Source organism: Herbaspirillum sp. 1173, from assembly GCF_031455335.1.
Lineage (GTDB): Bacteria > Pseudomonadota > Gammaproteobacteria > Burkholderiales > Burkholderiaceae_D > Herbaspirillum > Herbaspirillum huttiense.
Map to the genome: position 1 here is coordinate 111,241 of NZ_JAVDSP010000008.1, position 22,355 is coordinate 133,595.

At 59.7% G+C, this 22,355-nt stretch carries 20 protein-coding genes and 2 tRNA genes; 16 read left to right on the top strand and 6 right to left on the bottom strand.

What is annotated here, in order from left to right; all coding sequences use genetic code 11:
• Positions 1-150 precede the first annotated feature (150 nt).
• The 6 genes from J2X56_RS21805 (at position 151) to J2X56_RS21830 (ending at position 6,599) form a co-directional block, all read left to right on the top strand.
• Positions 151-1,317 (top strand): DegT/DnrJ/EryC1/StrS family aminotransferase, encoded by a 1,167-nt coding sequence (locus J2X56_RS21805; protein ID WP_310162561.1) that lies wholly within the window; start codon positions 151-153, stop codon positions 1,315-1,317.
• Positions 1,317-2,261 (top strand): glycosyltransferase family 2 protein, encoded by a 945-nt coding sequence (locus tag J2X56_RS21810; protein WP_121039235.1) that lies wholly within the window; start codon positions 1,317-1,319, stop codon positions 2,259-2,261. The genes J2X56_RS21805 and J2X56_RS21810 overlap by 1 nt, the downstream gene beginning before the upstream one ends.
• A gap of 12 nt (positions 2,262-2,273) precedes the next feature.
• Entirely contained in the window at positions 2,274-3,209 is a 936-nt protein-coding gene (locus J2X56_RS21815) for a WxcM-like domain-containing protein (RefSeq protein WP_121039238.1), read from the top strand.
• The gene (locus tag J2X56_RS21820; protein ID WP_039787343.1) at positions 3,209-3,586 is read left to right on the top strand and encodes a GtrA family protein; all 378 of its coding nucleotides are present in this window, start codon (positions 3,209-3,211) and stop codon (positions 3,584-3,586) included. The genes J2X56_RS21815 and J2X56_RS21820 overlap by 1 nt, the downstream gene beginning before the upstream one ends.
• A gap of 106 nt (positions 3,587-3,692) precedes the next feature.
• Positions 3,693-5,180, top strand: coding sequence for a hypothetical protein (locus J2X56_RS21825; RefSeq protein WP_310162571.1), 1,488 nt, complete (start codon positions 3,693-3,695; stop codon positions 5,178-5,180).
• A 54-nt stretch (positions 5,181-5,234) separates the two neighbouring features.
• Positions 5,235-6,599, top strand: a complete 1,365-nt coding sequence (locus J2X56_RS21830) for a hypothetical protein (RefSeq protein WP_121039244.1) — start codon at positions 5,235-5,237, stop codon at positions 6,597-6,599.
• Between the two features lie 220 nt (positions 6,600-6,819).
• Here J2X56_RS21830 and J2X56_RS21835 read toward each other — a convergent pair.
• The 3 genes from J2X56_RS21835 to J2X56_RS21845 all read right to left on the bottom strand — a co-directional run bounded on the left by J2X56_RS21835 (position 6,820) and on the right by J2X56_RS21845 (position 8,021).
• A tRNA-Lys gene (locus J2X56_RS21835) sits at positions 6,820-6,895 on the bottom strand.
• A 72-nt stretch (positions 6,896-6,967) separates the two neighbouring features.
• A tRNA-Lys gene (locus J2X56_RS21840) sits at positions 6,968-7,043 on the bottom strand.
• A 153-nt stretch (positions 7,044-7,196) separates the two neighbouring features.
• On the bottom strand, positions 7,197-8,021 hold the full coding sequence (locus J2X56_RS21845; RefSeq protein ID WP_310162576.1) for a spermidine synthase: 825 nt from the start codon (positions 8,019-8,021) through the stop codon (positions 7,197-7,199).
• Positions 8,022-8,199: 178 nt separating this feature from the next.
• Between J2X56_RS21845 and J2X56_RS21850 the strand changes: the two genes are divergently transcribed.
• Together J2X56_RS21850 and J2X56_RS21855 are read left to right on the top strand one after the other, a co-directional pair.
• Positions 8,200-9,015 carry a MetQ/NlpA family ABC transporter substrate-binding protein gene (locus tag J2X56_RS21850; protein WP_310162579.1) on the top strand — a complete coding sequence of 272 codons (816 nt, stop codon included), beginning with the start codon at positions 8,200-8,202 and terminating at the stop codon, positions 9,013-9,015.
• Between the two features lie 114 nt (positions 9,016-9,129).
• Positions 9,130-9,270 carry a hypothetical protein gene (locus J2X56_RS21855; protein WP_166675052.1) on the top strand — a complete coding sequence of 47 codons (141 nt, stop codon included), beginning with the start codon at positions 9,130-9,132 and terminating at the stop codon, positions 9,268-9,270.
• 20 nt (positions 9,271-9,290) lie between these two features.
• Here J2X56_RS21855 and J2X56_RS21860 read toward each other — a convergent pair whose 3' ends face one another.
• The gene (locus tag J2X56_RS21860) at positions 9,291-9,881 is read right to left on the bottom strand and encodes a DNA-deoxyinosine glycosylase (RefSeq protein WP_310162583.1); all 591 of its coding nucleotides are present in this window, start codon (positions 9,879-9,881) and stop codon (positions 9,291-9,293) included.
• Positions 9,882-10,053: 172 nt separating this feature from the next.
• Between J2X56_RS21860 and J2X56_RS21865 the strand changes: the two genes are divergently transcribed.
• From J2X56_RS21865 to J2X56_RS21875, 3 genes are all read left to right on the top strand, one after another.
• Positions 10,054-10,803, top strand: coding sequence for an SDR family oxidoreductase (locus J2X56_RS21865; protein WP_034336623.1), 750 nt, complete (start codon positions 10,054-10,056; stop codon positions 10,801-10,803).
• Positions 10,804-10,836: 33 nt separating this feature from the next.
• Positions 10,837-11,283 (top strand): DUF962 domain-containing protein, encoded by a 447-nt coding sequence (locus tag J2X56_RS21870; protein ID WP_121039254.1) that lies wholly within the window; start codon positions 10,837-10,839, stop codon positions 11,281-11,283.
• A 166-nt stretch (positions 11,284-11,449) separates the two neighbouring features.
• Positions 11,450-11,902 carry a glycine zipper 2TM domain-containing protein gene (locus J2X56_RS21875; protein WP_034336617.1) on the top strand — a complete coding sequence of 151 codons (453 nt, stop codon included), beginning with the start codon at positions 11,450-11,452 and terminating at the stop codon, positions 11,900-11,902.
• Positions 11,903-12,010: 108 nt separating this feature from the next.
• Here J2X56_RS21875 and J2X56_RS21880 read toward each other — a convergent pair whose 3' ends face one another.
• Positions 12,011-12,538, bottom strand: coding sequence for an FUSC family protein (locus J2X56_RS21880; RefSeq protein WP_121039257.1), 528 nt, complete (start codon positions 12,536-12,538; stop codon positions 12,011-12,013).
• A gap of 136 nt (positions 12,539-12,674) precedes the next feature.
• Positions 12,675-14,585 (bottom strand): molecular chaperone HtpG, encoded by a 1,911-nt coding sequence (gene htpG, locus J2X56_RS21885; RefSeq protein WP_121039260.1) that lies wholly within the window; start codon positions 14,583-14,585, stop codon positions 12,675-12,677.
• A gap of 438 nt (positions 14,586-15,023) precedes the next feature.
• Between htpG and J2X56_RS21890 the strand changes: the two genes are divergently transcribed.
• From J2X56_RS21890 to J2X56_RS21910, 5 genes are all read left to right on the top strand, one after another.
• The gene (locus tag J2X56_RS21890) at positions 15,024-16,673 is read left to right on the top strand and encodes a TolC family protein (protein ID WP_134135350.1); all 1,650 of its coding nucleotides are present in this window, start codon (positions 15,024-15,026) and stop codon (positions 16,671-16,673) included.
• The gene (locus J2X56_RS21895; protein WP_198516499.1) at positions 16,673-17,446 is read left to right on the top strand and encodes a cell envelope biogenesis protein OmpA; all 774 of its coding nucleotides are present in this window, start codon (positions 16,673-16,675) and stop codon (positions 17,444-17,446) included. Before J2X56_RS21890 ends, J2X56_RS21895 begins: the two co-directional genes overlap by 1 nt.
• Positions 17,443-18,816: an HlyD family type I secretion periplasmic adaptor subunit gene (locus tag J2X56_RS21900; RefSeq protein WP_121039263.1), complete on the top strand. Its 1,374-nt coding sequence runs from the start codon at positions 17,443-17,445 to the stop codon at positions 18,814-18,816. Before J2X56_RS21895 ends, J2X56_RS21900 begins: the two co-directional genes overlap by 4 nt.
• A gap of 127 nt (positions 18,817-18,943) precedes the next feature.
• Positions 18,944-20,614, top strand: a complete 1,671-nt coding sequence (locus J2X56_RS21905) for a biopolymer transporter ExbB (protein WP_134135100.1) — start codon at positions 18,944-18,946, stop codon at positions 20,612-20,614.
• Positions 20,615-20,643: 29 nt separating this feature from the next.
• On the top strand, positions 20,644-22,347 hold the full coding sequence (locus J2X56_RS21910) for a peptidase domain-containing ABC transporter (RefSeq protein ID WP_134135101.1): 1,704 nt from the start codon (positions 20,644-20,646) through the stop codon (positions 22,345-22,347).
• Positions 22,348-22,355 lie beyond the last annotated feature (8 nt).

Genomic DNA, 22,355 nt, shown 5'->3' on the forward strand with positions numbered 1-22,355 from the left:
AAGCTTCTCAAACCGTGCCGGGGGAAAGTCACTCATTTTTCTTGTCTTGCCTGCGAATTCTTCGCCAGAGCAAGGCGTTGGCAATGGCCAACAGACAATTTTTATTCATCACAGTGATGACGCGATAGAATTCGGCTGGCGTCAGCCCAGATGAAGACTTATCTATGCATGTTTGCGCGGATGAGCAAACATTCATTTTTTGGACAACGAATGAAACCGCTAAAAGCAATCAACGATTTATTCCGGCACAACGAGCCGCTTGAGCCTGAAATCAGCAAGGTTTTCCAGGATTTTTTGGCACGTGGCTGGTATGTGCTGGGGGCAGAGGTCACTGCGTTCGAGCGAGAGTTCGCCGCATATTGCGGAACGGAGTATGCACTCGGTGTGGCCAACGGCACTGATGCCCTGGAGCTGGCGCTGCGGACGGCAGGCGTTGAGGCGGGCGACCGCGTTGCCTTGGTCGCCAACGCGGGGGGCTATGGCACCTTTGCCGTCAATGCGATAGGGGCCGTACCCGTTTATGTCGATGTGGATGCTTTCAGTTTGAATATGGACGTCCTGGCTTTGGAACGCGCACTGCAGGCCTCCAGCATCAGTGCCATCATCGTGACCCACTTGTATGGGCGGTTGGCCAACATCGAAGAAATTTCGCGCCTCGCAAGAGACCAGGGTGTCAAGCTCATCGAAGATTGCGCACAGGCGCACGGCGCTGTGCGAGATGGAAAAAAAGCAGGATCGTGGGGTGATCTGGCGACGTTCAGTTTCTACCCGACCAAAAATCTCGGTGCGTTGGGTGACGGTGGTGCCTTGACCATGAACGCCCCGGATGTCGCGGAACGCGCCAAGCAACTGCGGCAGTACGGTTGGACACAAAAGTATCGTTCCACGGTGATCGGTGGCAGAAATAGTCGTCTGGACGAAGTACAGGCAGCTATCCTCAGAGTCAAACTGCCGTATCTTGACCGTTGGAATGCCCGCCGCAGGGCCATTTTTGATTTGTACGGCAAGCTTCTCCGTCATCCGCAGATCACGCTGCCGGCTCCTTACGGCCCGGATCATGTTGGCCACTTGTATGTCATCCGCTGCGGACAGCGCGATTCCCTGTCAGCGCATTTGCGCACCATGCAGGTGCCCCATGATATTCATTTTCCCGTGCCCGATCATCGCCAGGAAATGTTCAACGGACGCTTCGCCGCTGATATTCTTCCCGTTACCGAGTCCGCGTGCAATGAAGTGTTGACCTTGCCGTGCTTCCCTGAAATGACCGACGAAGAAGTGGAATGGGTATCGCAGCACGTCAATCAGTGGGAAGCGTGATGTTTTCACTCATTATTCCGGTATATAAAAACGAAAAATCGATTCCAGAACTGGTGAAAGTTGTCGATTCATTGAACCGACAACTGGATGGCAAGATGGAAGTGGTATTTGTCGTCGACGGCAGTCCTGATCGCTCTGCTGAACTGCTGCAATCCCTTTTGCCTTCGCAAAATTTTGCATCCCAGCTGATTCTGCTTTCGCGCAATTTCGGCTCCTTTTCGGCGATCCGGGTGGGCTTGCAAAAAGCCTCTGGGGAATATTTTGCCGTCATGGCAGCCGACCTGCAGGAGCCGCCCGAGCTGGTGTTGCAGTTCTTCGAGATCATGCGTGGCGACGAGTTTGATGTGGTTGTCGGCACCAGGGAGGGGCGGGCTGATCCACTGCGCAATCGGCTGTCTGCCAACCTTTTCTGGTCGATTTATCGCAAGTTCGTGGTTTCGCAAATGCCGGCCGGGGGAGTGGATGTGTTTGGATGCAACCGCGCATTCAGGGATTGTTTGCTCTCATGCGAAGAATCGAACACATCACTGATCGCATTGCTGTTCTGGCTGGGCTTCAGGCGCAAGGAGATTTCTTACAGCCGGCGCGAACGGTCGCACGGTGTATCGGCATGGACGTTGTCCAAAAAAATCAACTATCTGATGGACAGCATCTTCGCGTTTACCGATTTGCCCATCAAGCTGTTGCTGGCACTGGGCGTCGCCGGACTTGCGGTATCGATTCCACTGGGGTTGGTGGTCCTGTTTGCACGGATATCGGGTTTTCTGCATGTCCCGGGCTACGCAACCACGGTGCTGATCGTGCTCTTCTTTGGCGGAGCCAATACACTGGGCCTTGGGCTGGTCGGCTCATACGCCTGGCGCGCTTACGAAAATACCAAGCGGCGTCCACTGGCCATCGTTTTGCGTGATCTGAAATTCCCTGCCGGTCCGCTCCAAAAATAAAAGGAATTACTGATGTCATTTTATGTGCACCCGAATGCGTTGTGCGAGTCTGCTCAAATCGGCGAAAACACCAGGATCTGGGCATTTGCACACATCCTTCCGCAGGCTGTCATTGGTAGCGACTGCAATATCTGCGACGGTGTATTCGTTGAAAACGATGTGGTGGTGGGCGACAGGGTCACCATCAAATGCGGCGTACAGTTATGGGATGGCGTCCATCTGGAGAACGATGTCTTCGTCGGTCCGAATGTGACATTTACCAATGATCTCAGGCCCCGAAGCAAGCAGTATCCTGCGTCTTTCGAGAAGACGCTGGTCTGCGAAGGTGCCTCCATCGGGGCCAATGCGACCATCTTGCCCGGGCTGGTCATTGGACGATCGGCAATGATTGGCGCAGGTGCAGTCGTTACACAGTCCGTTCCCCCCTACGCGATCGTGGTAGGCAACCCTGCCCGTATTACTGGTTACGCCAATTCGGTCGAGGAGGTTACGTCAAGCGACAGCGGCGGCGTCGTCAGCAAAGGCCCGGTGACGCCAACCAACGTGAAAGGCGTCACTCTGCACCGATTCAATCATGTCAAGGATCTGCGTGGCGACTTGTCGGTCGGGGAGTTTGAGCGGGAAATCCCATTTGTTCCCAAACGTTATTTTCTGGTATTTGATGTTCCCAGCGAAAAGACGCGTGGCGAACATGCGCACAAGTCATGTCATCAATTTCTGATTTGTGTGCGTGGACGATGTGCCGTCGTGGCCGATGACGGTACCTCCCGCCAGGAGGTGATGCTGGATTCGCCTGCTACCGGGGTCTATCTGCCGCCCATGACCTGGGGCATACAGTACAAGTACTCTGAAGATGCCATCCTGCTCGTGTTCGCTTCCGATTATTACGATGCGTCGGATTACATACGTGACTACGACGAATTCCTCGCTTTGCTCAGCAACGGATGATGCGTTTTTCCGCACTCAGGCAGAACCGGTTTCTCCGTTTCCTCTTCACTGGCGGGCTCAACACGCTTGCGACTTATGTCTTGTATCTCGCGTTGAAGTTGGTCATTGCTTATCAAGTGGCCTATTTTGTTTCTTACGTATGCGGGATCGTTTTCGCTTACTTCCTGAGCACGTTATTTGTTTTTGAGAAACCGGTCTCATTGCGGACGTTCGTCAGGTTTCCATTGGTCTACGTTGTCCAATACGGCTTGGGTGCGGTGCTTTTGGCGTTCTTTGTCGAAACGCTGGGTTTGTCGCCAAGCGTTTCTCCCTTGCTGGTGATCATTCTCACATTGCCAGTCAGCTTTCTGCTTAGCCGAAGCATCCTGAAGCGTTGAGAGCTGATGCGGCATTACTGTTGAACTGTCTGATGGCAGCTTCGTCGTGATATGCCGTTGGGCTGATTCCACATGAAAAAAGAGCAGCAACGTCTGCGGGGGAATAATGAGCCGATTTCACGAGGGTAGGCGTTTTGCGTCGCTGCATTGCCGTCGATGCGCGGCGATCCATGAAGCACTGGATCGCCATCAAGAGTGGTGGGCATTTGCGCTCGCGGCCATCTTGTTCCTGTTCCTTCATTGGAGCATGAATGTCAGGGTTTTCCCCTACGATGCAGGAGAATATTGGGCGCTTGCGAATCCGTCCACTTTCTTTGATTTTCCTGCGACAACGCGTGGATACTTCTGGCCTCTGCTTTTGCTGCCGGCAAGATGGTTTCAACATATTGGCGCGGAGGCTGCCCTCCTGGCGTTTCGCATCCTGACTTCGTTGGTGTATGGCTTTGCGCTGACAATCATTCTCCCAGCGTTCTACATCCGTATCGTCGGTGGCCGGGTGAATTTCTACAGGCGAATGGTCGTGCCTGTTCTGGTCGCACTCTTGTTTCCCGGTGTGATCGTTTATCCGCTGGCGGATTTGCCCGCCATTCTCTTGCTCTTCGGCGGGCTCAGCTGGCTGGTGTTTGCAACATCGAAAAATCAATTCGGCAAACGCAAGTTGTTTAGCCTGGTGATGGCCGGCATGATGATTGGTGCGGCTTACAACACGCGTACCATCTATCTGTTTTCCATGTTGTGTGTCGTTGTGGCCATTCCCTTTGCGTTCTTCCGCCACGAGGGCATGAAAACCAAGGCCTGGATGCTCTCTGCATTTTTTATCGGCGTGAGTCTGGTGAGCTTGCCGCAGGCGCTGGTCAATCTGCATTCCAAGAAAACCTTCACACCGATGGTGTTGACCGATAACGGCGGCAAGTCATTGTTTGCGCTGCAGCTGATGTGGGGGATCACCTTGCAGCGCTATGAAACGGTAATCGATCCTTCTGTTACACCATCGCGTTTTTATGTTGACCCGGCAGGGCGGCGCATTGCCGAGCTGGAAATGATTGCCAAGGACAAGATTGCGTTGAGCAACTACTTCGCGATTGTCCGAAAGTATCCTGTCGAGTTTGCAGGGATCTACGTTCGCCACTTTATCAACGGCCTCGATCTTCGCGATGGCGAAGTCTATGTAAGAGATGCGAAGAGCGAAGGGAATATCATTTCCCTCTTGAATTTTTTGGTGGTATTGGCAGCGCTGTACGGTTTTTTTAGCCACCGTCTTCATTGCCGTGCTGCGCCGGACGCGAGTGCCGAAGATGGGATGCTGCCCCATATCACTCAAGAGAAATCACCTTGGATCTGGATTGGAATCATTTTATTGCCGGTAATGGCGATCATTCCGGGCGCGGTCGAGACCCGCTTCTTTTTGCCGCTCCAATTGCTTTTCTATTGCAGTATTGCATTCAATGTCATTCTGCCGGATGCGTGGAAGACAATGCGCTTGCGGAAATGGTTTGTCTGGTCGGTGCTGCTGGTGATGTTGGCGTCCCAAGTCGCGATTACCTCTTCGACCATGGGTACAAGGCAATATGCATCCCCGGACATGTATCGCTGAACTGAAAACGGCGCTTACGGAACGTCAGAACCTTTTGGGAAAAATACAAAATCGATGTTAAACAATTCTGCCAGCAAAATCCTGTTGCTGAAGTCTGCGGCGCTCCTCATGGCGATCGGGTTTGCCTATTTTGCTTTCACTCAGCAATACCGCGCCATTTTCGATCCTTGCAATTGCGCCGATGCCTACGCCTATACAAAAATAGGTCAGCTCTATGCCGAGCACGGCTTTGCGCTGCACGAATGGAGCAAGCTACGTCTTTACGCTTATCCCTTGTTCATTGCCGCTGTTGATATCGCGGCCAGCTGGCTTGCAGTTGACCAGGGAATCGCGCTGTTCGCGGTGCAGTTGGCAGTCTATTTTTCGGCGGTGATTCTGTTATCGGGAAACCTGACAAAACTGGTTTCGCTGCGGGTAGGAAATCTGGTTTTCTTTGCTCTGACAGCAAATGTATTTCTTTATCCGTATCTCGCCATTTCTCTGTCCGACGGCATGTCCGTAAGCCTTCTGATCTTTATCGCCGCGTTGATCGTCCACATGCAATCGTCAGGGTTGAGTGCAGCCCGGGTATTCCTGATGGGCGTGCTGCTCGGATTGGGCATCATGGTGCGCCCGGCCAATCTTTATTGGCTGGCCATGCCCGTGGTCTTGCTTGGCTTGTTCGCATGGAGTGAACGTCAAGGTCGCGGGTGGCATCTCCTGCGTTTCGGCGCAGCTTTGCTGCTGGGTTTCTTCCTTGCAGTGCTGCCGCAGATCATCATCAACTATCACTTTTTCGATGAGCTTACGTTCCTTCCGGTCTTCAAGCTTGGTTCGTTTCAGATCAGGTCAGGAATATTGATGATCAAATATGGAACGAACATGACCGGGAACGGGCCGCCAGCCATGGTGTACCCGAATATCTGGTTCAATAACGCGGTACCCGACCTGTCCTGGTACTTCCTCCATCCGTGGCTGGGTGTGCGCACGATGTTCTTGCATCTCTTCAGCGCGCTCGATTTCGACTATCTGTTTTGCTACATCTACGACCTGCGTCCGAAATACCGTCCAGTGCTTTTCTTGTATTCCCAAACCGTCTTGTTCTGGGGCGTTGTCGGTTTTTTTGCTGCGGCAAGAGATATCCGTGTCTGGGAGCAACGCGGTGGTACGAAGCCCAGGGCAAGCGTTGTGTTCATGGCGTTGCTTCTTGCGGCAGTATTGGGCTGGTGTGCGGTCACCTCGATTTCCGCCGTTGAAAACAGGTTCTCATTGCCCATGGTTGCGATCTTGCTTCCGCTGGCAGCCTGGGCACTGATCGGACACCGGTGGGAGAACAGACGTAGCTTGATCCTGTGCGGGTCGTTGTTCTGCTGCTATCTCATCTTTGCCGCATGGGTGTCTTACACGATTTCGTCACTGGTTGTTTTGCCCAATGGTTGATCGGCTTTACGTGCCACAGTCAAGCTGATCGAATCGAATGCTGCAGCCATACGACGCTACGTATGGCTGCCAGATTTCAGCAGGTTGGCCCTTCCTGGGCGAAAAAGATGGGGAGGGTGCCGACGGGGAGATGACTGCAGCTGAATAGCGTGAACCGAGGCGCTGCATTCAGTTCGGCTGGAAAAAGAAAAAGGCCTCGCGAAGCGAGGCCTTTTGAGTTTGGTGGGGCGTCACAGATTCGAACTGTGGACCTACGGATTAAGAGTCCGCTGCTCTACCAGCTGAGCTAACGCCCCGTGGTGTTCCTGAAACGATCAGGCCAACCGGGAAGTGAAAAAGGCCTCGGGTTGAGAGGCCTTTTGAAATTTTGGTGGGGCGTCACAGATTCGAACTGTGGACCTACGGATTAAGAGTCCGCTGCTCTACCAGCTGAGCTAACGCCCCGTTGCTGCACTTCGTTGTTGCCTCAGTGCTGCAAGAGAGAGCGCATTATAGGAGGGAGGTCGGGGTGGTGCAAGCTTTTTTTGAGAAAAGATGAAAATATTTTATCTCTTCGGCGTCCACGCCACGCCTGGCCTCGTTTTTACATCGCTTGCCTTATAACCCCGATTTGATGCCATTGACCCAGGACTTGGCCGGCAGCCTGGTCTGGCTCTCGATGAGTGCCGCACGCGCATACAACTCGGGGAAATCGAACGTCACCGCGCCCTTGAAGGCCAGTGCCACCACGTTGCCGTCATGGACTTCCGGCAGCGACACCACGGTATCGAAGGCATATTCCATGGCCCGCAGGTTCTTGCCATAGCTCGGATGATCGCCAAAGAGATTGACCGTCATCACGCCGCCCGGTGCCAGACTGTCATAGCAGGCCTGGTAAAACTCGGGAGTGTCCAGCACCGGCCCGCGTGCGGTGGCGTCGTAGAGATCGACCTGCAGGGCATCGATGATGCCGTGCGTGGCAGCATGGACGATGAAATCCATGGCATCGCTTTCGATGAGCATCAGCCGTTCGTCCGGCTCGGGCAGCTTGAACATGCTGTGGCAGATGGCGATGACGGCCGGATTCAGCTCCACCGCCGTCACTTGTGCCTGCGGGAATTGCCGGTAGCTGAACTTGGTCAGCGCGCCGGTTCCTAGCCCGAGTTGCACGATATGGCGCGGCGTGCGGTTGAAGAGCATCCAGGCCATCATCTGCTGGGCGTACTCCAGCTCGATCCAGTCGGGCTTGCGAATGCGCATCGCGCCCTGTACCCATTCGGTGCCGAAATGCAGATAACGTACGCCTTCCAGCTCGGAGAGCGTGACCGGGGCATATTTCGGTTTGCGCGGTTTGCTGGCGTCGGCTTCCAGCTGGTGACGGCGACGATTGGGGCCGGCCTTGGTATTGGCCTGGGCTTCGATGGATTTTCTTCGGATGAGCATGATATGAATGAAACGGCGCGGCAGCCGGGGAGGCGGCCTGCGGATGCCGAATGATACCTTGCCTTGGGAGCCTGCCAGTGGCCGCTGCACGCTTTGCGCATATCGACATGCGAATTCATTCCTTCTGCCGGGCGCGCGCGTATGTGAGGATGCGGACCTCATCATTTCCGGAGTTACCATGCCATTGGCTGCAATCATCAAGCGCATCGCCGGCGCTGCTGCGCTGACGCTGGTCCTGGCACCGCACGGCGCCAGCGCACAGGACAAGCACAAGATCAAGGTCGGCATCTCGGTCGGCAGTGCCGAAGCCATCTTCGACGTCGTCAAGAAAGTCGCCGCACGTGACGGCCTGGAGATCCAGACCGTGGTCTTCAGTGACTACCTCCAGCCCAATGCGGCACTGGCCTCCGGCGACCTCGATGCCAATGCCTTCCAGCATCGTCCCTACCTGGAAAGCCAGATTGCAGCACGTGGCTACAAGATCGTGCCGGTCGGCCTGACCATCACGGCCCCGCTGGGCATTTACTCGCGCAAGTTCAAGTCGGTGGACCAACTGCCCAACGGTGCGCAGGTTGGCATCCAGAATGATCCCTCCAACGGCAACCGTGCGCTCCTGCTGCTGCAGAAAGCCGGCCTCATCAAGCTCAAGCCGGGCGTGGGCGAAAACGGCGTCAATGCCACTCCGCTGGACATCATCGACAACCCGCGCAAGCTCAAGCTGATCGAACTGGATGCGGCGCAGCTGCCACGTTCGCTGGACGACCTGGCGGCTGCCTCGATCAACAATGACTACGCCTACAAGGCCGGTCTGTCCCTGCAGAAGGACACCATCGCCGTGGAAGATCCGCGCGGCCGTTACGCCAACATCATCGCCACCCGCGTCGAGGACAAGGACAAGCCCTGGGCCAGGAAGCTGGTGCAGGCCTACCAGTCGGAAGAAGTGCGCAAGTTCATCGAGACCGAGTTCAAGGGATCGCTGGTGCCGGCGTTCTGAATTCCGCCCCAAGCGTAGCTCTGTGCACCGCCCGCCGTGTGGCCGGGCGGTTTTTTTTGTGCGTTTCCCGTCGGGGTGGTGCGCTGGCGGCCGGTGCTCCATTACACTTGCGCCATGTTCAAGAACCTCATCCTCTGCCTGAAGCTGGCCATCGTCTTCTGCGCCATCGTGTTTTTCGCGAAGGCGTTGCAGTATTTGATCTTCAATGGCGGGTTTTCGGGGGAGTTTTATGACTATCTGTTCTTCCGGAAGTGAAATCGGCCCGGCATTGTCCATCAGCCCTTGTTGAATGAGTGATCGCGCGTTGCCAAGCTCTTCCAGCGGGCCAGCTTGTCCTCATACGCCAACGCCGCATGCGCCGGACTGCTCGACGGCAACACCACCACCCGATAGTTTTCCGCCTTGGCGCCCAGTGCCTTGATCCCGATCTTGCCGGCGGTGCCGCCATTGAAAGCGATGGTCTCCAATGCCGGAAGCCTGGCGATCAGCGCCAGCAAATCATTGCCGCTGTGATCCCGGATTTCGCTGTCGAGACTGCCGATGCGCCTGGCCTGGGCGATCACGTCCCACAGGCCGATGCGATGCTGCAGCAAGGTGGCAAGCCTGGCGGCATAGTCCATCGCGTAAAGGTCAACCCCGATCACTTCGCCCACCAGTCGCCAGAAGGCATTGCGCGGATGGCCGTAATACTGCCGGATCGCCAGCGAAGCCGTTCCCGGCAGGCTGCCCAGGATCAGGATGCGCGTATCCTGCGCCACTACCGGCGCAAAGCTGGCCAGCAAGGGATCAGTAGTGCCCGTATCGGCAGCGCGGGTGGCATCATGGGCAGACGAAGGGGAGGCGGCAAAGGAGCGGCGAGCAGGCATGTAAATGGCCGGGATGAAAAGAATTTCAGCAAGCTCCATCGGCCTCGCCATCCGGGCACAATGGCGCGGCTGCAGAAGCGTCAGGCTTGCGGCAAAATGCACAAGAATTCACATCTTAGCGTAAGCTGCCCAGGCGTCACGCGCCGGGCCATTCACACAAGGGATACAGAACATGACAGACAAGGTCATCATCGTCACCGGCGGCAGCCGTGGCATCGGCGCGGCCACCGCGTTGCTGGCGGGCCAGCGCGGCTACGCAGTGTGCGTCAACTACGTGTCCAACCGCGAGGCCGCCGAGTCGGTGGCCGGGCAGATCCGTGCCGCGGGCGGCCGCGCCATTACCGTCGCCGGCGATGTCTCCAAAGAGGAGGACGTGCTGCGCCTCTTCACCACCACCGACCAGGAGCTGGGCCGAGTCACCGCCCTGGTCAACAATGCCGGCATCCTGGATCACCAGTCGCGCCTGGACGCCATGAGCGCCGAACGCATCACCCGGGTGCTGGTCGCCAACGTCACCGGCAGCCTGCTGTGCGCGCGCGAGGCGGTCAAGCGCATGTCCACCCGCCACGGCGGGCAGGGCGGGGCCATCGTCAACCTGTCGTCGATGGCTGCCAAGCTGGGTGGCCCGGGTGAATACGTGGACTACGCCGCCTCAAAGGGTGCCATCGATGCCTTCACCATCGGCCTGGCCAAGGAAGTGGCGGCCGAGGGCATCCGCGTCAACGCCGTGCGTCCCGGCCTGATCTACACCGATATCCACGCCAGCGGCGGCGAGGCGGGCCGTGTCGACCGGCTCAAGGATGCCGTCCCCATGAAGCGTGGCGGCACTGCCGAGGAAGTGGCTCACGCCATCCTGTGGCTGCTGTCGGATGAATCTTCCTACGCCACGGGGACTTTCATCGACGTTTCCGGTGGCCGCTGAACGTCTGGCCGGCCATTGATCAGGGAGCTCACCATGGACAGCACCGTTTCACCGCGCCGCATCGATGTACTGCTGGCCCGCTATGCCGAGAGCCATCGCCATCCGATGAATGAACTGATCCACTGCATCTGCGTGCCGGCCATCGTGTTTTCGCTGCTGGGGCTGTGCTGGATCGTGTCGCCAGCCGTGGCCCTGCTGGTGGCTGCCGCTACGCTGGCCTGGTATCTGCGCCTGTCGCCGCCCTTTGCGGTGGGCATGCTGGCCATGTCGGCGGTAATGCTGGTGGTGCTGGCGCGGCTGCCCTTGGGAGCGGTCCTGCCGGTCTCGGCCACGGTTTTCGTACTGGCCTGGATCGGCCAGTTCATCGGCCACCGCATTGAAGGCAAAAAGCCATCCTTCTTCGAGGACCTGCGTTTTCTGCTGGTCGGGCCCTTGTTTGTGCTGGCTTTCCTGTACCGGCGTTGGCACATCGCCTACTGAAGACGTCCTTGCGGTAACGATTGTCGACGCGCGGCCTCTTTGTATTAAGATGTAAAGGAATGTGTGCTTCCGCGCCGGATGCGCGATCATGTTGCGTTCGCGCGGACGCTCGAATCCCCCCGCTGCCCGGAGACGGGCCAAACAGTTCTCAGTCGGAGTTTTTAGTATGAAGAAATTGATTGTGATCGCAGCCCTGGGCTCCCTGGTAGCCGGCTGCGCAGTAACCCCCAACTCGGCCAGCGTATACAACACCCGCCAGGCGCAGGGTGAGCAGACCGTGCGCATGGGCGTGGTCGAGTCGATCCGCAACGTCACCATCGACAAGGGTTCGAGCGGTGTCGGTACCCTCGGCGGCGCAGCATTGGGCGGCATTGCGGCCGGTTCCAACATCGGCGGCGGCAATGGTGCCCTGGCGGCCGGTATCGTGGGCGCGCTGGCAGGTGGCGTTCTGGGCAACCAGGCCGAAGCCCACCTGAACAACCGTCCTGGCCTGGAAATCACCGTGCGCCTGGATAACGGCGAGCTGCGTGCCATCACCCAGGATGCAGATGAACCTTTCCGCATCGGTGAACGCGTGCGTCTGCTGTCCAACGGCCGTACCACCCGCGTGACGCACTGATTTTTGCGAAGCGTATGAAGAAGCAGGGCTGCGGCCCTGCTTTTTTTTCGGCCTTTTTGCCTGTTGCTTCACCTCTTTGGCAGCGGACCTGCAATTTCTGAGCGGGCATCAGGAGCCAGCTGCCTCATCTTTCGGCTCAGGCTTGCGCACCTTGAGCAACCACATGTAGATCACCGTCTGCAGCAGCGCCACCGTACTGCCGATGATCACTTCCCCCACCCGCATCAAGGCCAGGTGCAGTTCCTGGCTCAAGCCATTGCCGCTGAAGGCCGCCGACAGCAGGATCACCACGGTCGCCGGCCCCAGCCGCCAGTTGCTCGGATAGTTCTGCAGCAGCATGGCTACCACCACCGCTGCGGTCAGCGCCACCAGCATGGCCAGGAAGGTCGGCCCGAACACTACCAGCGCGATGCAGGAAACGATGCAGCCCGAAATCGTGTTGATCAGCCGCGCCCGGAAATTGGCCTTGGCTACCGTCATGTCCGGCTCGGTCACGATGATGAGCGAAATCATGGCCCAGTAGGGCTCCTCGATGCCCAGCGCGCGCAGCCCGTACCACAAGATAAGGCAGCCGGAGAGGATCTTGACCAGATAGGCGAGGGCGTTCTTGCGGGGATTGATGAAGTGCAATTCCATAGGCCGATGTTAACCAGCCAGCATCGTGGCTGCAAGCCGATATGAATGAAAACGCCGCCTGCGAGTTTCCCCGCAGGCGGCGCTGCTGCCATCAAGCCATGACGGCCTGACGGCACGGTCCGGCAGATGAACGAACTTACTTGGCGGCCATGGCCAGCAGCATGTCGTTCAAGCGCTTCACGAAGCTGGCCGGATCAGCCAGTGCACCGCCTTCAGCCAGCAGGGCCTGGTCATACAGGATGTGCGACCAGTCGTCGAAGCGCGCTTCTTCGTATTTCAGGCGCTGCACCAGCGGGTGGTCCGGGTTGATTTCCAGCGTGGGCTTGGATTCCGGTGCCGCCTGGCCGGCTGCCTTCAACATGCGCACCAGGTTGCCCGACAGCTCGTTCTCGTCGGCCACCAGGCAAGCCGGGGAATCGGTCAGGCGGAAGGTCACGCGCACTTCCTTGGCCTTGTCGCCCAGGGCGGTCTTCATCTTCTCGACCAGCTCCTTGTACTCGGCTTGCGTCTCTTCGTGCTGCTTCTTCTCGGCTTCGTTCTCCAGCTGGCCCAGGTCCAGGCCACCCTTGGCCACCGAGGCCAGTTCCTTGCCTTCGAACTCGGTCAGGAAGGACAGCATCCACTCGTCCACGCGGTCGGTCAGCAGCAGTACTTCCACACCCTTCTTGCGGAAGATTTCCAGGTGCGGGCTGTTCTTGGCGGCCTGGTACGTCTCGGCAGTGACGTAGTAGATCTTGTCCTGGCCTTCCTTCATGCGGGCCACATAATCGGCCAGCGAAACATTCTGCACATCGCTGTCATTGTGGGTGGACGCAAAGCGCAGCAGCTTGGCGATGCGCTCCTTGTTGGCCGCATCCTCGCCGATGCCTTCCTTCAACACCTGGCCGAACTCGGTCCAGAAGGTGGTGTACTTGTCCTTCTGCGCCTGGTCTTCGCTGTTGGCCAGCTCTTCCAGCAGGCTCAGCACGCGCTTGGCCGAACCGTCGCGGATGGCGCGCACGTCGCGCGACTCCTGCAGGATCTCGCGCGAGACGTTCAGCGGCAGGTCGGCCGAATCGATCACGCCCTTGACGAAGCGCAGGTACACCGGCATCAGCTGCTCGGCATCGTCCATGATGAACACGCGCTTGACGTACAGCTTGATGCCGCCGCGCTTGTTGCGGTCCCACAGGTCAAACGGGGCGCGCGCCGGGATGTAGAGCAGCTGCGTGTATTCGCTGCGGCCTTCCACGCGGTTGTGGGTGTACGCGAGGGGAGCCCCGAAGTCGTGCGAGACGTGCTTGTAGAACTCTTCATATTGCTCGGGCGTGACCTCCGACTTGCTGCGCGTCCACAGAGCGCTGGCCTGGTTGACCGTCTCCAGCTCGTCCTTCTGCACGGTTTCCTTCTTTTCCTCATCCCATTCTTCCTTGTTCATCAGGATCGGCAGGGAGATGTGGTCGGAATACTTGCGGATGATGGACTTCAGTTGCCAAGCGGAGAGGAATTCATCTTCGCCTTCACGCAGGTGAAGAATGATGTCGGTGCCACGGCCCGGCTTGGTGATCTGCTCGATGGAGAAGTCGCCCGCGCCTTCGGATTCCCAGCGCACGCCTTCGGAGGCGGGGGTGCCGGCACGGCGCGTCTCGACCGTGATGCGGTCGGCGATGATGAAGCCCGAATAGAAGCCCACGCCGAACTGGCCGATCAGGGCGGCATCCTTCTGCTGGTCGCCCGACAGGCGCGAGAAGAATTCCTTGGTACCCGACTTGGCGATGGTGCCCAGGTGCGAGATGGCCTCATCCCGGTTCATGCCGATGCCGTTGTCGGAGATGGTGATGGTGCGCGCCGCCTTGTCGAAGCTGATCTTGATCTTCAGTTCCGGATCGTCCTCGAACAGGCTGCCATTGTTGATGGCCTCGAAGCGCAGCTTGTCGGCCGCATCGGAGGCGTTGGAGACCAGCTCGCGCAGGAAGATTTCCTTGTTCGAATACAGCGAGTGGATCATCAATTGCAGCAGTTGCTTGACTTCGGCCTGGAAGCCCATGGTCTGTTTTTCGGTTGCCATGTGGTTGTCCTTAATTGAAGAAATGGATGAGTGAAATAGGCAGAGGTAATCGTCTGTGGGCAGGATATAGGGAGAGACTTGTGGTTTTTCAACCGCAATTTTTGGTGTTTTTGTTCACTTTGTGAGCATTCGCGTATTTCCTGATGGCATGTCTGCAACAAGCTGACCATAATTGCCGAAGTTAACTTTTATCAAGTCAATTGAAATTAAACGATTTTTCCGGGCTATTTGTAATTGAGTTGCAATCCGCCGGTGATAAAATTGTTTTAACAAAATGGTAACAAATTCGATCGGACTGATCGAACGGATGTGCAAGCCGGCGCTCCCTCATAAAAAGAACAGGAGTCTCCCCGGCTTGATGACGGGAATCGCAGCGAGGGCTGCCGATTCTTTCCTGGGATGCGGGTTGGGTAGGGGAGGCCGGTGGGATACCGGCTGATCGTGTTGATGAGAGTTCTCAAAAGCAAGCGTTTCATACTGGGCGTTTCATTGGGCTTGGCCGCGCATTCCGCGCCCCAGGCGGCTGACAAGCCGCCAGCCGACGCCGTCATAATGCAAACCACACCGGCCGCGCCGGCCACCTTCGACAACAAACTGGATGCTCCGCCGCAAATCCGGCTGGGTGCCGATCCTGCCGGCCCATCGGCGACGGACTACCGCCTGCCGGGTTTGCCGGCCGACACCCCGCCGCCCTCGACCCAGGATGAAATCCTGCTGTTGCTGCGCCAGTCCGATCCGAGCTTCTCGGGCAATCAGATCGTGCTGCCGCAAATCAGCATCGTCACCGAGGGCGAGACCGTCCCGGACCTGAGCCTGCGCAGCGTGCTCGACCTGGCGCTCAACAACAGTTACAGCTACGCCGCCACTTCCGCGCAAGCGGACCAGGCGCGCTATGCCTCCAAGGCCACGGCCGGCCAGCTCGGCCCGACGCTGGACCTGCGGGCGCAGAAGGGCAATGAATATTCGTCGCCGTCTTCGGTGATCGATCCCAATACCGGCCTGATCCAGCGCGCCTCGTACCACAAGCGCTGGGACGTGACGCTGATCGGCCGCCAGCCCATTTTCGCGCCCGGTTCGTATTACGACTACCGCAAGAGCAGCTCGCTGGCCGACGCCGCCGACCTGCGCCGCGACGATGCCCGCGAGACCCTGTATTACAACGCCATCAAGGCGTATTACGACGTCATGCGCGCCTACGCCACGCTGTCGTTCTCGCGCAGCTACGCCCAGCGCATGGGCGCCTTGCTGGATTACATGAGCAAGCGCCTCGAAGGCGGCGGTGCCAGCCGCATCGACTTCGAACGCGTGCGCGGCCGCTCGCTCACGGCCCAGTCCGCCGTGGCCGAGGCCGAAGGCGCGCTGGAGAGCGCCATGGTGTCGCTGAACCAGATCACCGGCCGCAAGATCGAGCAGATCGAAGTGCCGGACCACATGATGCCGACCGTGCCGGATACCTCCAAGCTGGCCCTGCAGGATGTCTACGAGACCAACCCCGGCGTGCGTGCCGCGCGGCGCGACGTGGATGCGGCCAACCAGGAACTGAAATCGGCGCGCGCCAAGTTCTCGCCCACGCTGGCCCTGGAATGGACCCAGACCAAGACCCGTGGTGCAGGCGGTGCCATCGATACCACCGACAACACCTTGCAGCTGACCACCGACCGCCGCCTGATGATGGTGGTGAGCATGAACCTGCTCAATGGCGGCTCGGACATGTATTACAGCAAGCAGGCCGGTGCCAAGTACGTGGAAAAGAGCAACACCGCGCTCGACCTGGAACGCAAATTGCGTGAGCAGATCGAGATCAATTACCGCACCCTGGGCGCGGTGAGAAAGCGCATGGAGATTTCGCGCCAGGCCTATCTCACCAATGCCAACGTGGCCGATGTCTTCCTGGAACAGCTCTCCACCGGCAGCAAGCAATTGCTGGATGTGCTGGACGCCTACCAGCAGGCCTACCAGGCGCGCATGGACTTTGCCAACCTGTTGTTCCAGCAGGCCGATATCAGCTATCAGATCCTGCGCAACACCGGTCGCGCATCGGCACTGGAAACCCTGCCCACGCGGGCGGCCAACAAGACGGGGGAATGATGGAGGGCGGCAAGGAACAGAATTTCTGGCCAGGCTTCGTGGACGCGCTGTCCAACGTGGTGCTGGTGATGATCTTCGTGGTGGTGGTGTTCGTGGTGACGCTGTTCTACTACTCGCAGAAGCTGGCGCAGATGAAGGTCAGCAAGCTGATCTCGCAGGGCCAGACGCAGGTCGTGGGTGAATCCAAAGCCAGGAAGACCGACACCATTGCCACCGCCGACAGCACCAGCATCAACAGTGCCGAAACGCCCGGCGAGCGCGAGAAGGCGCAGGAAATCGAACAGCTCAAGCGCGAGGTGGCCAGCCTCAAAGCCAAGCTGGCCGCGCCGCCCCTGCAGTCCGACAACGGCAGCCTGCGCAGCGCTGCCGCACCCTCCAGCCCCAATGCGATCCAGGTCAAGACCGAACCCAACGACAAGGAAGTCGCGCCCGGCCTGCGCATCGATGCCAACGAAAAAGCGGTGACCCTGAACTTCGATGCCGATTCTACCCAGTTGAATGACGAGGGCAGCAAAGCGCTGGACAAGAGCATCGGCGACTGGGTGCGCCGCGCCAAGTCCAGCCAGGGCAAGATCGTCGTCACCGGCGTGATCGGCAGCGGTGCCTACAGCGAGAGCCGGCGGCGTGCCTACTATCGCACCGTTGCGGTCCGCAATTACCTGATCGATGCCGGGGTGGACAAGGAACGCGTCACCAGCCGCGTAGCCACCGATGAAAACGGCAGCGGCAATGATGCGCGCGTGATCGTGCAATACCAGGCCTCGGCAAAATGACGCTCTCGCTCAAGCCCGGCACCGGCCACGGGATCAGTTCCCGTGGCAAGGGCTTCATGCGCCGCGTGGCACCGCGCCTGGACCGCCGCTTGGGCGAGCTGCAGGCCATGCCGCGTCCGCGCCTGGCAGTGCTGGCCTGCACGCTGCTGCTGGCCTTGCTGGTGATCTGGTCGATGCTGGCGCCCATCGATATGGTGGTGCGCGGCAGTGGCCGCATCGTCGCCTCCGAACACAACCAGGTCATCCAGCATCTGGAAGGCGGCATCGTCTCCGCCATCCTGGTGCGCGAGGGCGCGGTGGTCAGGAAGGGCCAGACCCTGATCTCGATTGCCGACGTGCGTGCCAATGCCGATCTCGGTGAAGGCCGCGTCAAGATCCTCGGCCTGCGTGCCAAGATCGCCCGCCTCTCGGCCGAAGCGGCAGGGGCTGCGAGCCTGCAGATGCCGGCTGACCTCGACCGCGATGATCCCGCTGTCCAAAGCGAGCAGGCCGCCTTCGCCGCGCGCTCGGCCAAGCTCATGCAGGAAATGTCGGTGCTGCGCGAGCAGGCCGCGCAACGCCAGGCCGAGCTGGGCGAAGCGGTCAGCCGCCAGAAGAGCCAGGCCAGCGAACTGGACCTGGCACAGCGCCAGTACAAGCTGATCCACAACATGCTCGAGCGCAATGCCGCCTCGCAGCTGGAAGACATCCAGGCCGCCGCCCGCGTGCAGGATGCGCAGAGCAAGCTCTCGGCCAACGATGCCATGATCCCGCGCCTGAAAGCGGCCATCGCCGAATCGCAGGCCAAGATGGGCGAAGCCTCATCGCGCTTCCGTTCGGATGCCCGCGCCGAACTCACTGCGGCGGAAACCGAACTGGCACGCCTGCAGGAAGAAATCAAATCGCGCAACGACCGCGTCTCGCGTTCGGAAGTGAAAGCGCCCATGGATGGCGTGGTCAACCGCGTGATGATCAATACCGTGGGTGGCGTGGTGCGGCCCGGCGACCCCATCATCGAGATGACCCCCAGCGACGACAAGCTGGTCATTGAAGCCCGCATCTCCCCAACTGACCGCGCCGAACTGGCCACCGGGGCCAAGGCGCGCGTGAAGGTCTCGGCCTATGACTACGGCGTGTATGGCGCCATGGAAGGCGTGGTCACCGAGATCAGCGCCGACACCGTCCCCGATGAAAACAATCCGCGCGGCGAGCGCAGCTACCGCATCAAGATCGCCGTCCAGCGCGGCGACAACGATCTGCAGCGCAAGCTGGCCCTGATGCCCGGCATGACCGCCAGCGCCGACATCATCGTCGGCCGCCGCACGGTGTGGCAGTACCTGATGTCGCCGCTGTCGCGCTTCGGCCAAGGTGCCCTGCGGGAGCCGCGATGAACTGCGCCGCACTGCCTGAAGTGCTTTATTGCTCGCTGCAAAGCCACATCCACCAAGGCTTTGCGGCGGTTGACGTTTTCTGCACCATCCACTTTCCCTGCGTTCTTTTCTCCGGAACCTCGCACGTATGAAAAACCTTCGCCAGTTCTACGCACTTGCCGCCATCCCGACGCTCCTGCTGCTGTTGGGCGCTTTCCTGTTCCGGGGATTCGTGGGGCATGCGATCCAGATCAATCCCTTCCTGAACCTGTTCATCATCGCGGTGGCGGTGTTCGGCATTGCGCTGATCTTCTACAACCTGTACCGCGTCAACTGGGAATACGACAAGCTGATCCAGTTCTACGACCGTACCAAGGCCGGCGAATCGATGGAAAGCCTGGTGAAGGCGCCTGAATTCGAAGGCACCGAGATCGGCCAGGTGCTGGTGTCCGTGGCCAGCACCAAGGGCCGGCTGACTTCCCGTATCGAACAGGAAACCATCGAAGGCTCGCTGCACGACCTGCGCGCGCACCTCGAAGCCAAGACCGAATTCCCGCAATTCCTGACCGGCTTCATGATCGCGCTGGGTCTGCTCGGTACCTTCATCGGCCTGCTGGAAACCCTGGTCAGCACCGCCGCCCTGATCGACGGCTTCGGCAAGGCCAGCACGGCCGGCGACATGGATGCCTCCTTCATGCACCTGGTGGCCGACCTGCAAAAGCCGCTGGCCTCGATGGGCACCGCCTTCTCGGCCTCGATGTTCGGCCTGATCGGCTCGCTCGCGCTGGGCCTGACCCTGACGCCGCTGCGCGCGGCCAGCAAGAAGCTGGTCACGCGCGCCCGCGAATGCATCAGCGACATGGTGCAGCACGTGGTGCATGACATGAGCGGCCCGGCGGCCACGCAGCGCCAGGGCGTCTCCGAAACCTTCCTCGCCGAATTCCTGCAGGATCTGATGGTGCTGCAGCGCGAATCCATCATGGCCGCGCGCAACAGTTCGGAAGCCTCGCTGCAGGCCGGCATCAAGCTCGAAGGCCTGAACGACCGCCTCAACAACATCGTCCAGCTCTTCAACGACAGCATGGAAGAATCGCGCAGCCTGCGCCAGCTGGTGGCCTTCGGCCCGCGCATGCACGAGACCGCACAGCAGACGCTGGAAGAAATCCGCAACGTCGGCCAGTTGATCAACACCAAGATCACCTCCGCCCGCGATCTCTCCGACAGCCTGTCCTCGCTGGAAGAACGCCTCTCGGTCAATGGCGACATCGCCAACCGCACCTTCGAAGTGATGCCGCAGATCGTTTCCACCATCCAGGCCGGCCAGCTGGCGCTGTCCACCGCGCTCAGTTCGCTGCAGGCGCAGCAGGGCGAGATCTCCAACATGAACGAAAAGAATGCGCAGAACATCGCGCAGCTGCCGGCACTGCTGAACCAGATCTCGGTACGCCTGGCCGACGAGATGGGAGCAATCCAGTACCAGGGCGAACTGCAGGCCACCGTGGCCGCGCGCCTGAACGAACTGGGCAACACCATCGGCGAGAACTCCAGCAACATGGCGCGCGATGCGCTCTCCGCACGCCAGCTGCAGATCGACCTGGCCAAGCACATGGCGATGCAGAACGACCGCGTCAAGAACCTGGGCGCCATCCCGCAATCGCTGACCTCCATCACCGAAGCCCTGATGCGCCAGAACATCAACTGGCAGACCGTCATCGACGAGATGCGTACCGGCCGCCAGACAATGGTCAAGGACCTGCGCCTGGAACTGCGCGAAGCGATCCGCGAAATCACCGCCACCAACCGCGGCGGCCAGGCCTGATCGCGGTCTGACCACGAACGCCACGCACCATGAACGCCAGCGAACAGGTCCACATCGATCAGCCGCAAGTCCGCACGGACCTGCGCGCCGATCCCACTTACCTGACGCTGCTGCGCGCCTATGGCAGCCGCTTCGTCGAGATCATCGTGGCCGGCATCCTGGTCAACCTGCTGGGCCTGCTGATGCCGCTGTATTCGCGGCTGATCTACGACAAGGTACTGGGCAACCACATCCCGGAAACGCTCTGGGCGCTGACGCTGGGCATGCTGCTCTTCATCGGCCTGGAGCTGGTATTGCGCATCATCCGCGTGTATTACACCGAGCAACTGGCCGGCCGCCTGGATGGCGAATTCGATGAAGTCTCGGCACGCCGCCTGCTGACGGCCAAGGTACAAGCACCGGTGGGCGTGGTGCTGGCGCGTTACCGTGATCTCTCGGCCGCACGCGACCTGCTCTCGTCCAACTACATGCTGCTGCTGGTGGACCTGCCGTTCCTCGCGCTGTACCTGGTGGTGCTTGGCCTCATCGGCGGCCACATGGTGTGGGTGCTGCTGGTGGGCGGGGCGCTGCTGGTCGGCATGCAGCTGCTGCTCAAAGTTCCGGCCAATGACTATGCGCATGCGGCCATGAAGGCCGGTACCGGCAAGGTGGACAAGCTGGCCAGCATCGTCTACGGCATGGAAACGCTCAAGACCACGCCGCTGCAGGACCGCCTCATGCGCGCCTTCCTGGCCGATGCCGGTGCCAATGCCGTAGCCCAGGCCAAGAGCCGCTTCTGGATGAATACCAGCTATGCCATCTCCACCGTGGGCTACACCTTCATTGCGGTGGCCACGCTGGTGGTGGGCGTCTATCTGGTGGAAGACAACCTGCTCACCGTTGGCGCGCTGATCGCCTGCTCGCTGCTGATCAGCCGCGCCACCACGGTGCTGTCGTCGCTGGCGGCACTCCTGGGCCGCATCGAGATGTTCCGCCGCGCCCGTGCCGAATTTGACCAGCTGTTCGAAGAGCAGAAAGAGACGCCGGCCGCTGATGTGCTGCGCCAGGAAATGCGCGGCCTGATTCAGGTCGGCAATCTGCTGCTGCACCTGGACCACAAAGAAAACACCACCCTGAAGAACATCTCGCTGACCATCCAGCCTGGCGAGAAGGTCGGCCTGGTGGGCCGCTCGGGCTCCGGCAAATCCACGCTGCTGCGTGCCCTGGCGGGCCTGCACAAGCCCGACGAAGGGCATGTGCTCATCGATGGCGTGGCCGTGACGGCCTATGCCCCCGAGGTACGGATGCGCTGCATCGGCTTCAAGCCGCAGGAACCTTTCCTGTTCGATGGCACGGTAGCGGCCAACATCTTCGTGGGCGACCGCGTGCCGGGGCAGGTCTATGAAGCGGCGCTGGCGGTGTCCTCGCTGGATGACCTGATCGCGCGCGGCGAGCTGCGCCTGGACCAGGCCATCAAGGCCCCCGGCAATCTCTCCGGCGGCCAGCGCCAGATGGTGGCACTGGCGCGCGTGATCGCCTGCACCCCGCGCATCCTGCTGCTGGACGAACCGACTACCGGCGTGGACCAGCAGACCGAGGCCCGCATCATCGAGCGGCTGGCGGCGTATGCCGGCCCGCGCACGCTGGTGGTGGCCACCCATAGCCCGGCGCTGTTGCGCCACGTGGACCGCATCATCGTCATCGACGGCGGGCGCATCGTGGCAGACGGACCGCGCGACCAGATTTTGCAGTGACGCTGCCC

What these genes read in the sequence shown, in the direction of transcription:
- J2X56_RS21805 (WP_310162561.1), top strand. Translation starts at nt 151, where the DNA reads ATGAAGACTTATCTATGCATGTTTGCGCGGATGAGCAAACATTCATTT.
- J2X56_RS21810 (WP_121039235.1), top strand. Translation starts at nt 1,317, where the DNA reads ATGTTTTCACTCATTATTCCGGTATATAAAAACGAAAAATCGATTCCA.
- J2X56_RS21815 (WP_121039238.1), top strand. Translation starts at nt 2,274, where the DNA reads ATGTCATTTTATGTGCACCCGAATGCGTTGTGCGAGTCTGCTCAAATC.
- J2X56_RS21820 (WP_039787343.1), top strand. Translation starts at nt 3,209, where the DNA reads ATGCGTTTTTCCGCACTCAGGCAGAACCGGTTTCTCCGTTTCCTCTTC.
- J2X56_RS21825 (WP_310162571.1), top strand. Translation starts at nt 3,693, where the DNA reads ATGAGCCGATTTCACGAGGGTAGGCGTTTTGCGTCGCTGCATTGCCGT.
- J2X56_RS21830 (WP_121039244.1), top strand. Translation starts at nt 5,235, where the DNA reads ATGTTAAACAATTCTGCCAGCAAAATCCTGTTGCTGAAGTCTGCGGCG.
- J2X56_RS21845 (WP_310162576.1), bottom strand. Translation starts at nt 8,021, where the DNA reads ATGCTCATCCGAAGAAAATCCATCGAAGCCCAGGCCAATACCAAGGCC.
- J2X56_RS21850 (WP_310162579.1), top strand. Translation starts at nt 8,200, where the DNA reads ATGCCATTGGCTGCAATCATCAAGCGCATCGCCGGCGCTGCTGCGCTG.
- J2X56_RS21855 (WP_166675052.1), top strand. Translation starts at nt 9,130, where the DNA reads ATGTTCAAGAACCTCATCCTCTGCCTGAAGCTGGCCATCGTCTTCTGC.
- J2X56_RS21860 (WP_310162583.1), bottom strand. Translation starts at nt 9,881, where the DNA reads ATGCCTGCTCGCCGCTCCTTTGCCGCCTCCCCTTCGTCTGCCCATGAT.
- J2X56_RS21865 (WP_034336623.1), top strand. Translation starts at nt 10,054, where the DNA reads ATGACAGACAAGGTCATCATCGTCACCGGCGGCAGCCGTGGCATCGGC.
- J2X56_RS21870 (WP_121039254.1), top strand. Translation starts at nt 10,837, where the DNA reads ATGGACAGCACCGTTTCACCGCGCCGCATCGATGTACTGCTGGCCCGC.
- J2X56_RS21875 (WP_034336617.1), top strand. Translation starts at nt 11,450, where the DNA reads ATGAAGAAATTGATTGTGATCGCAGCCCTGGGCTCCCTGGTAGCCGGC.
- J2X56_RS21880 (WP_121039257.1), bottom strand. Translation starts at nt 12,538, where the DNA reads ATGGAATTGCACTTCATCAATCCCCGCAAGAACGCCCTCGCCTATCTG.
- htpG (WP_121039260.1), bottom strand. Translation starts at nt 14,585, where the DNA reads ATGGCAACCGAAAAACAGACCATGGGCTTCCAGGCCGAAGTCAAGCAA.
- J2X56_RS21895 (WP_198516499.1), top strand. Translation starts at nt 16,673, where the DNA reads ATGGAGGGCGGCAAGGAACAGAATTTCTGGCCAGGCTTCGTGGACGCG.
- J2X56_RS21900 (WP_121039263.1), top strand. Translation starts at nt 17,443, where the DNA reads ATGACGCTCTCGCTCAAGCCCGGCACCGGCCACGGGATCAGTTCCCGT.
- J2X56_RS21905 (WP_134135100.1), top strand. Translation starts at nt 18,944, where the DNA reads ATGAAAAACCTTCGCCAGTTCTACGCACTTGCCGCCATCCCGACGCTC.
- J2X56_RS21910 (WP_134135101.1), top strand. Translation starts at nt 20,644, where the DNA reads ATGAACGCCAGCGAACAGGTCCACATCGATCAGCCGCAAGTCCGCACG.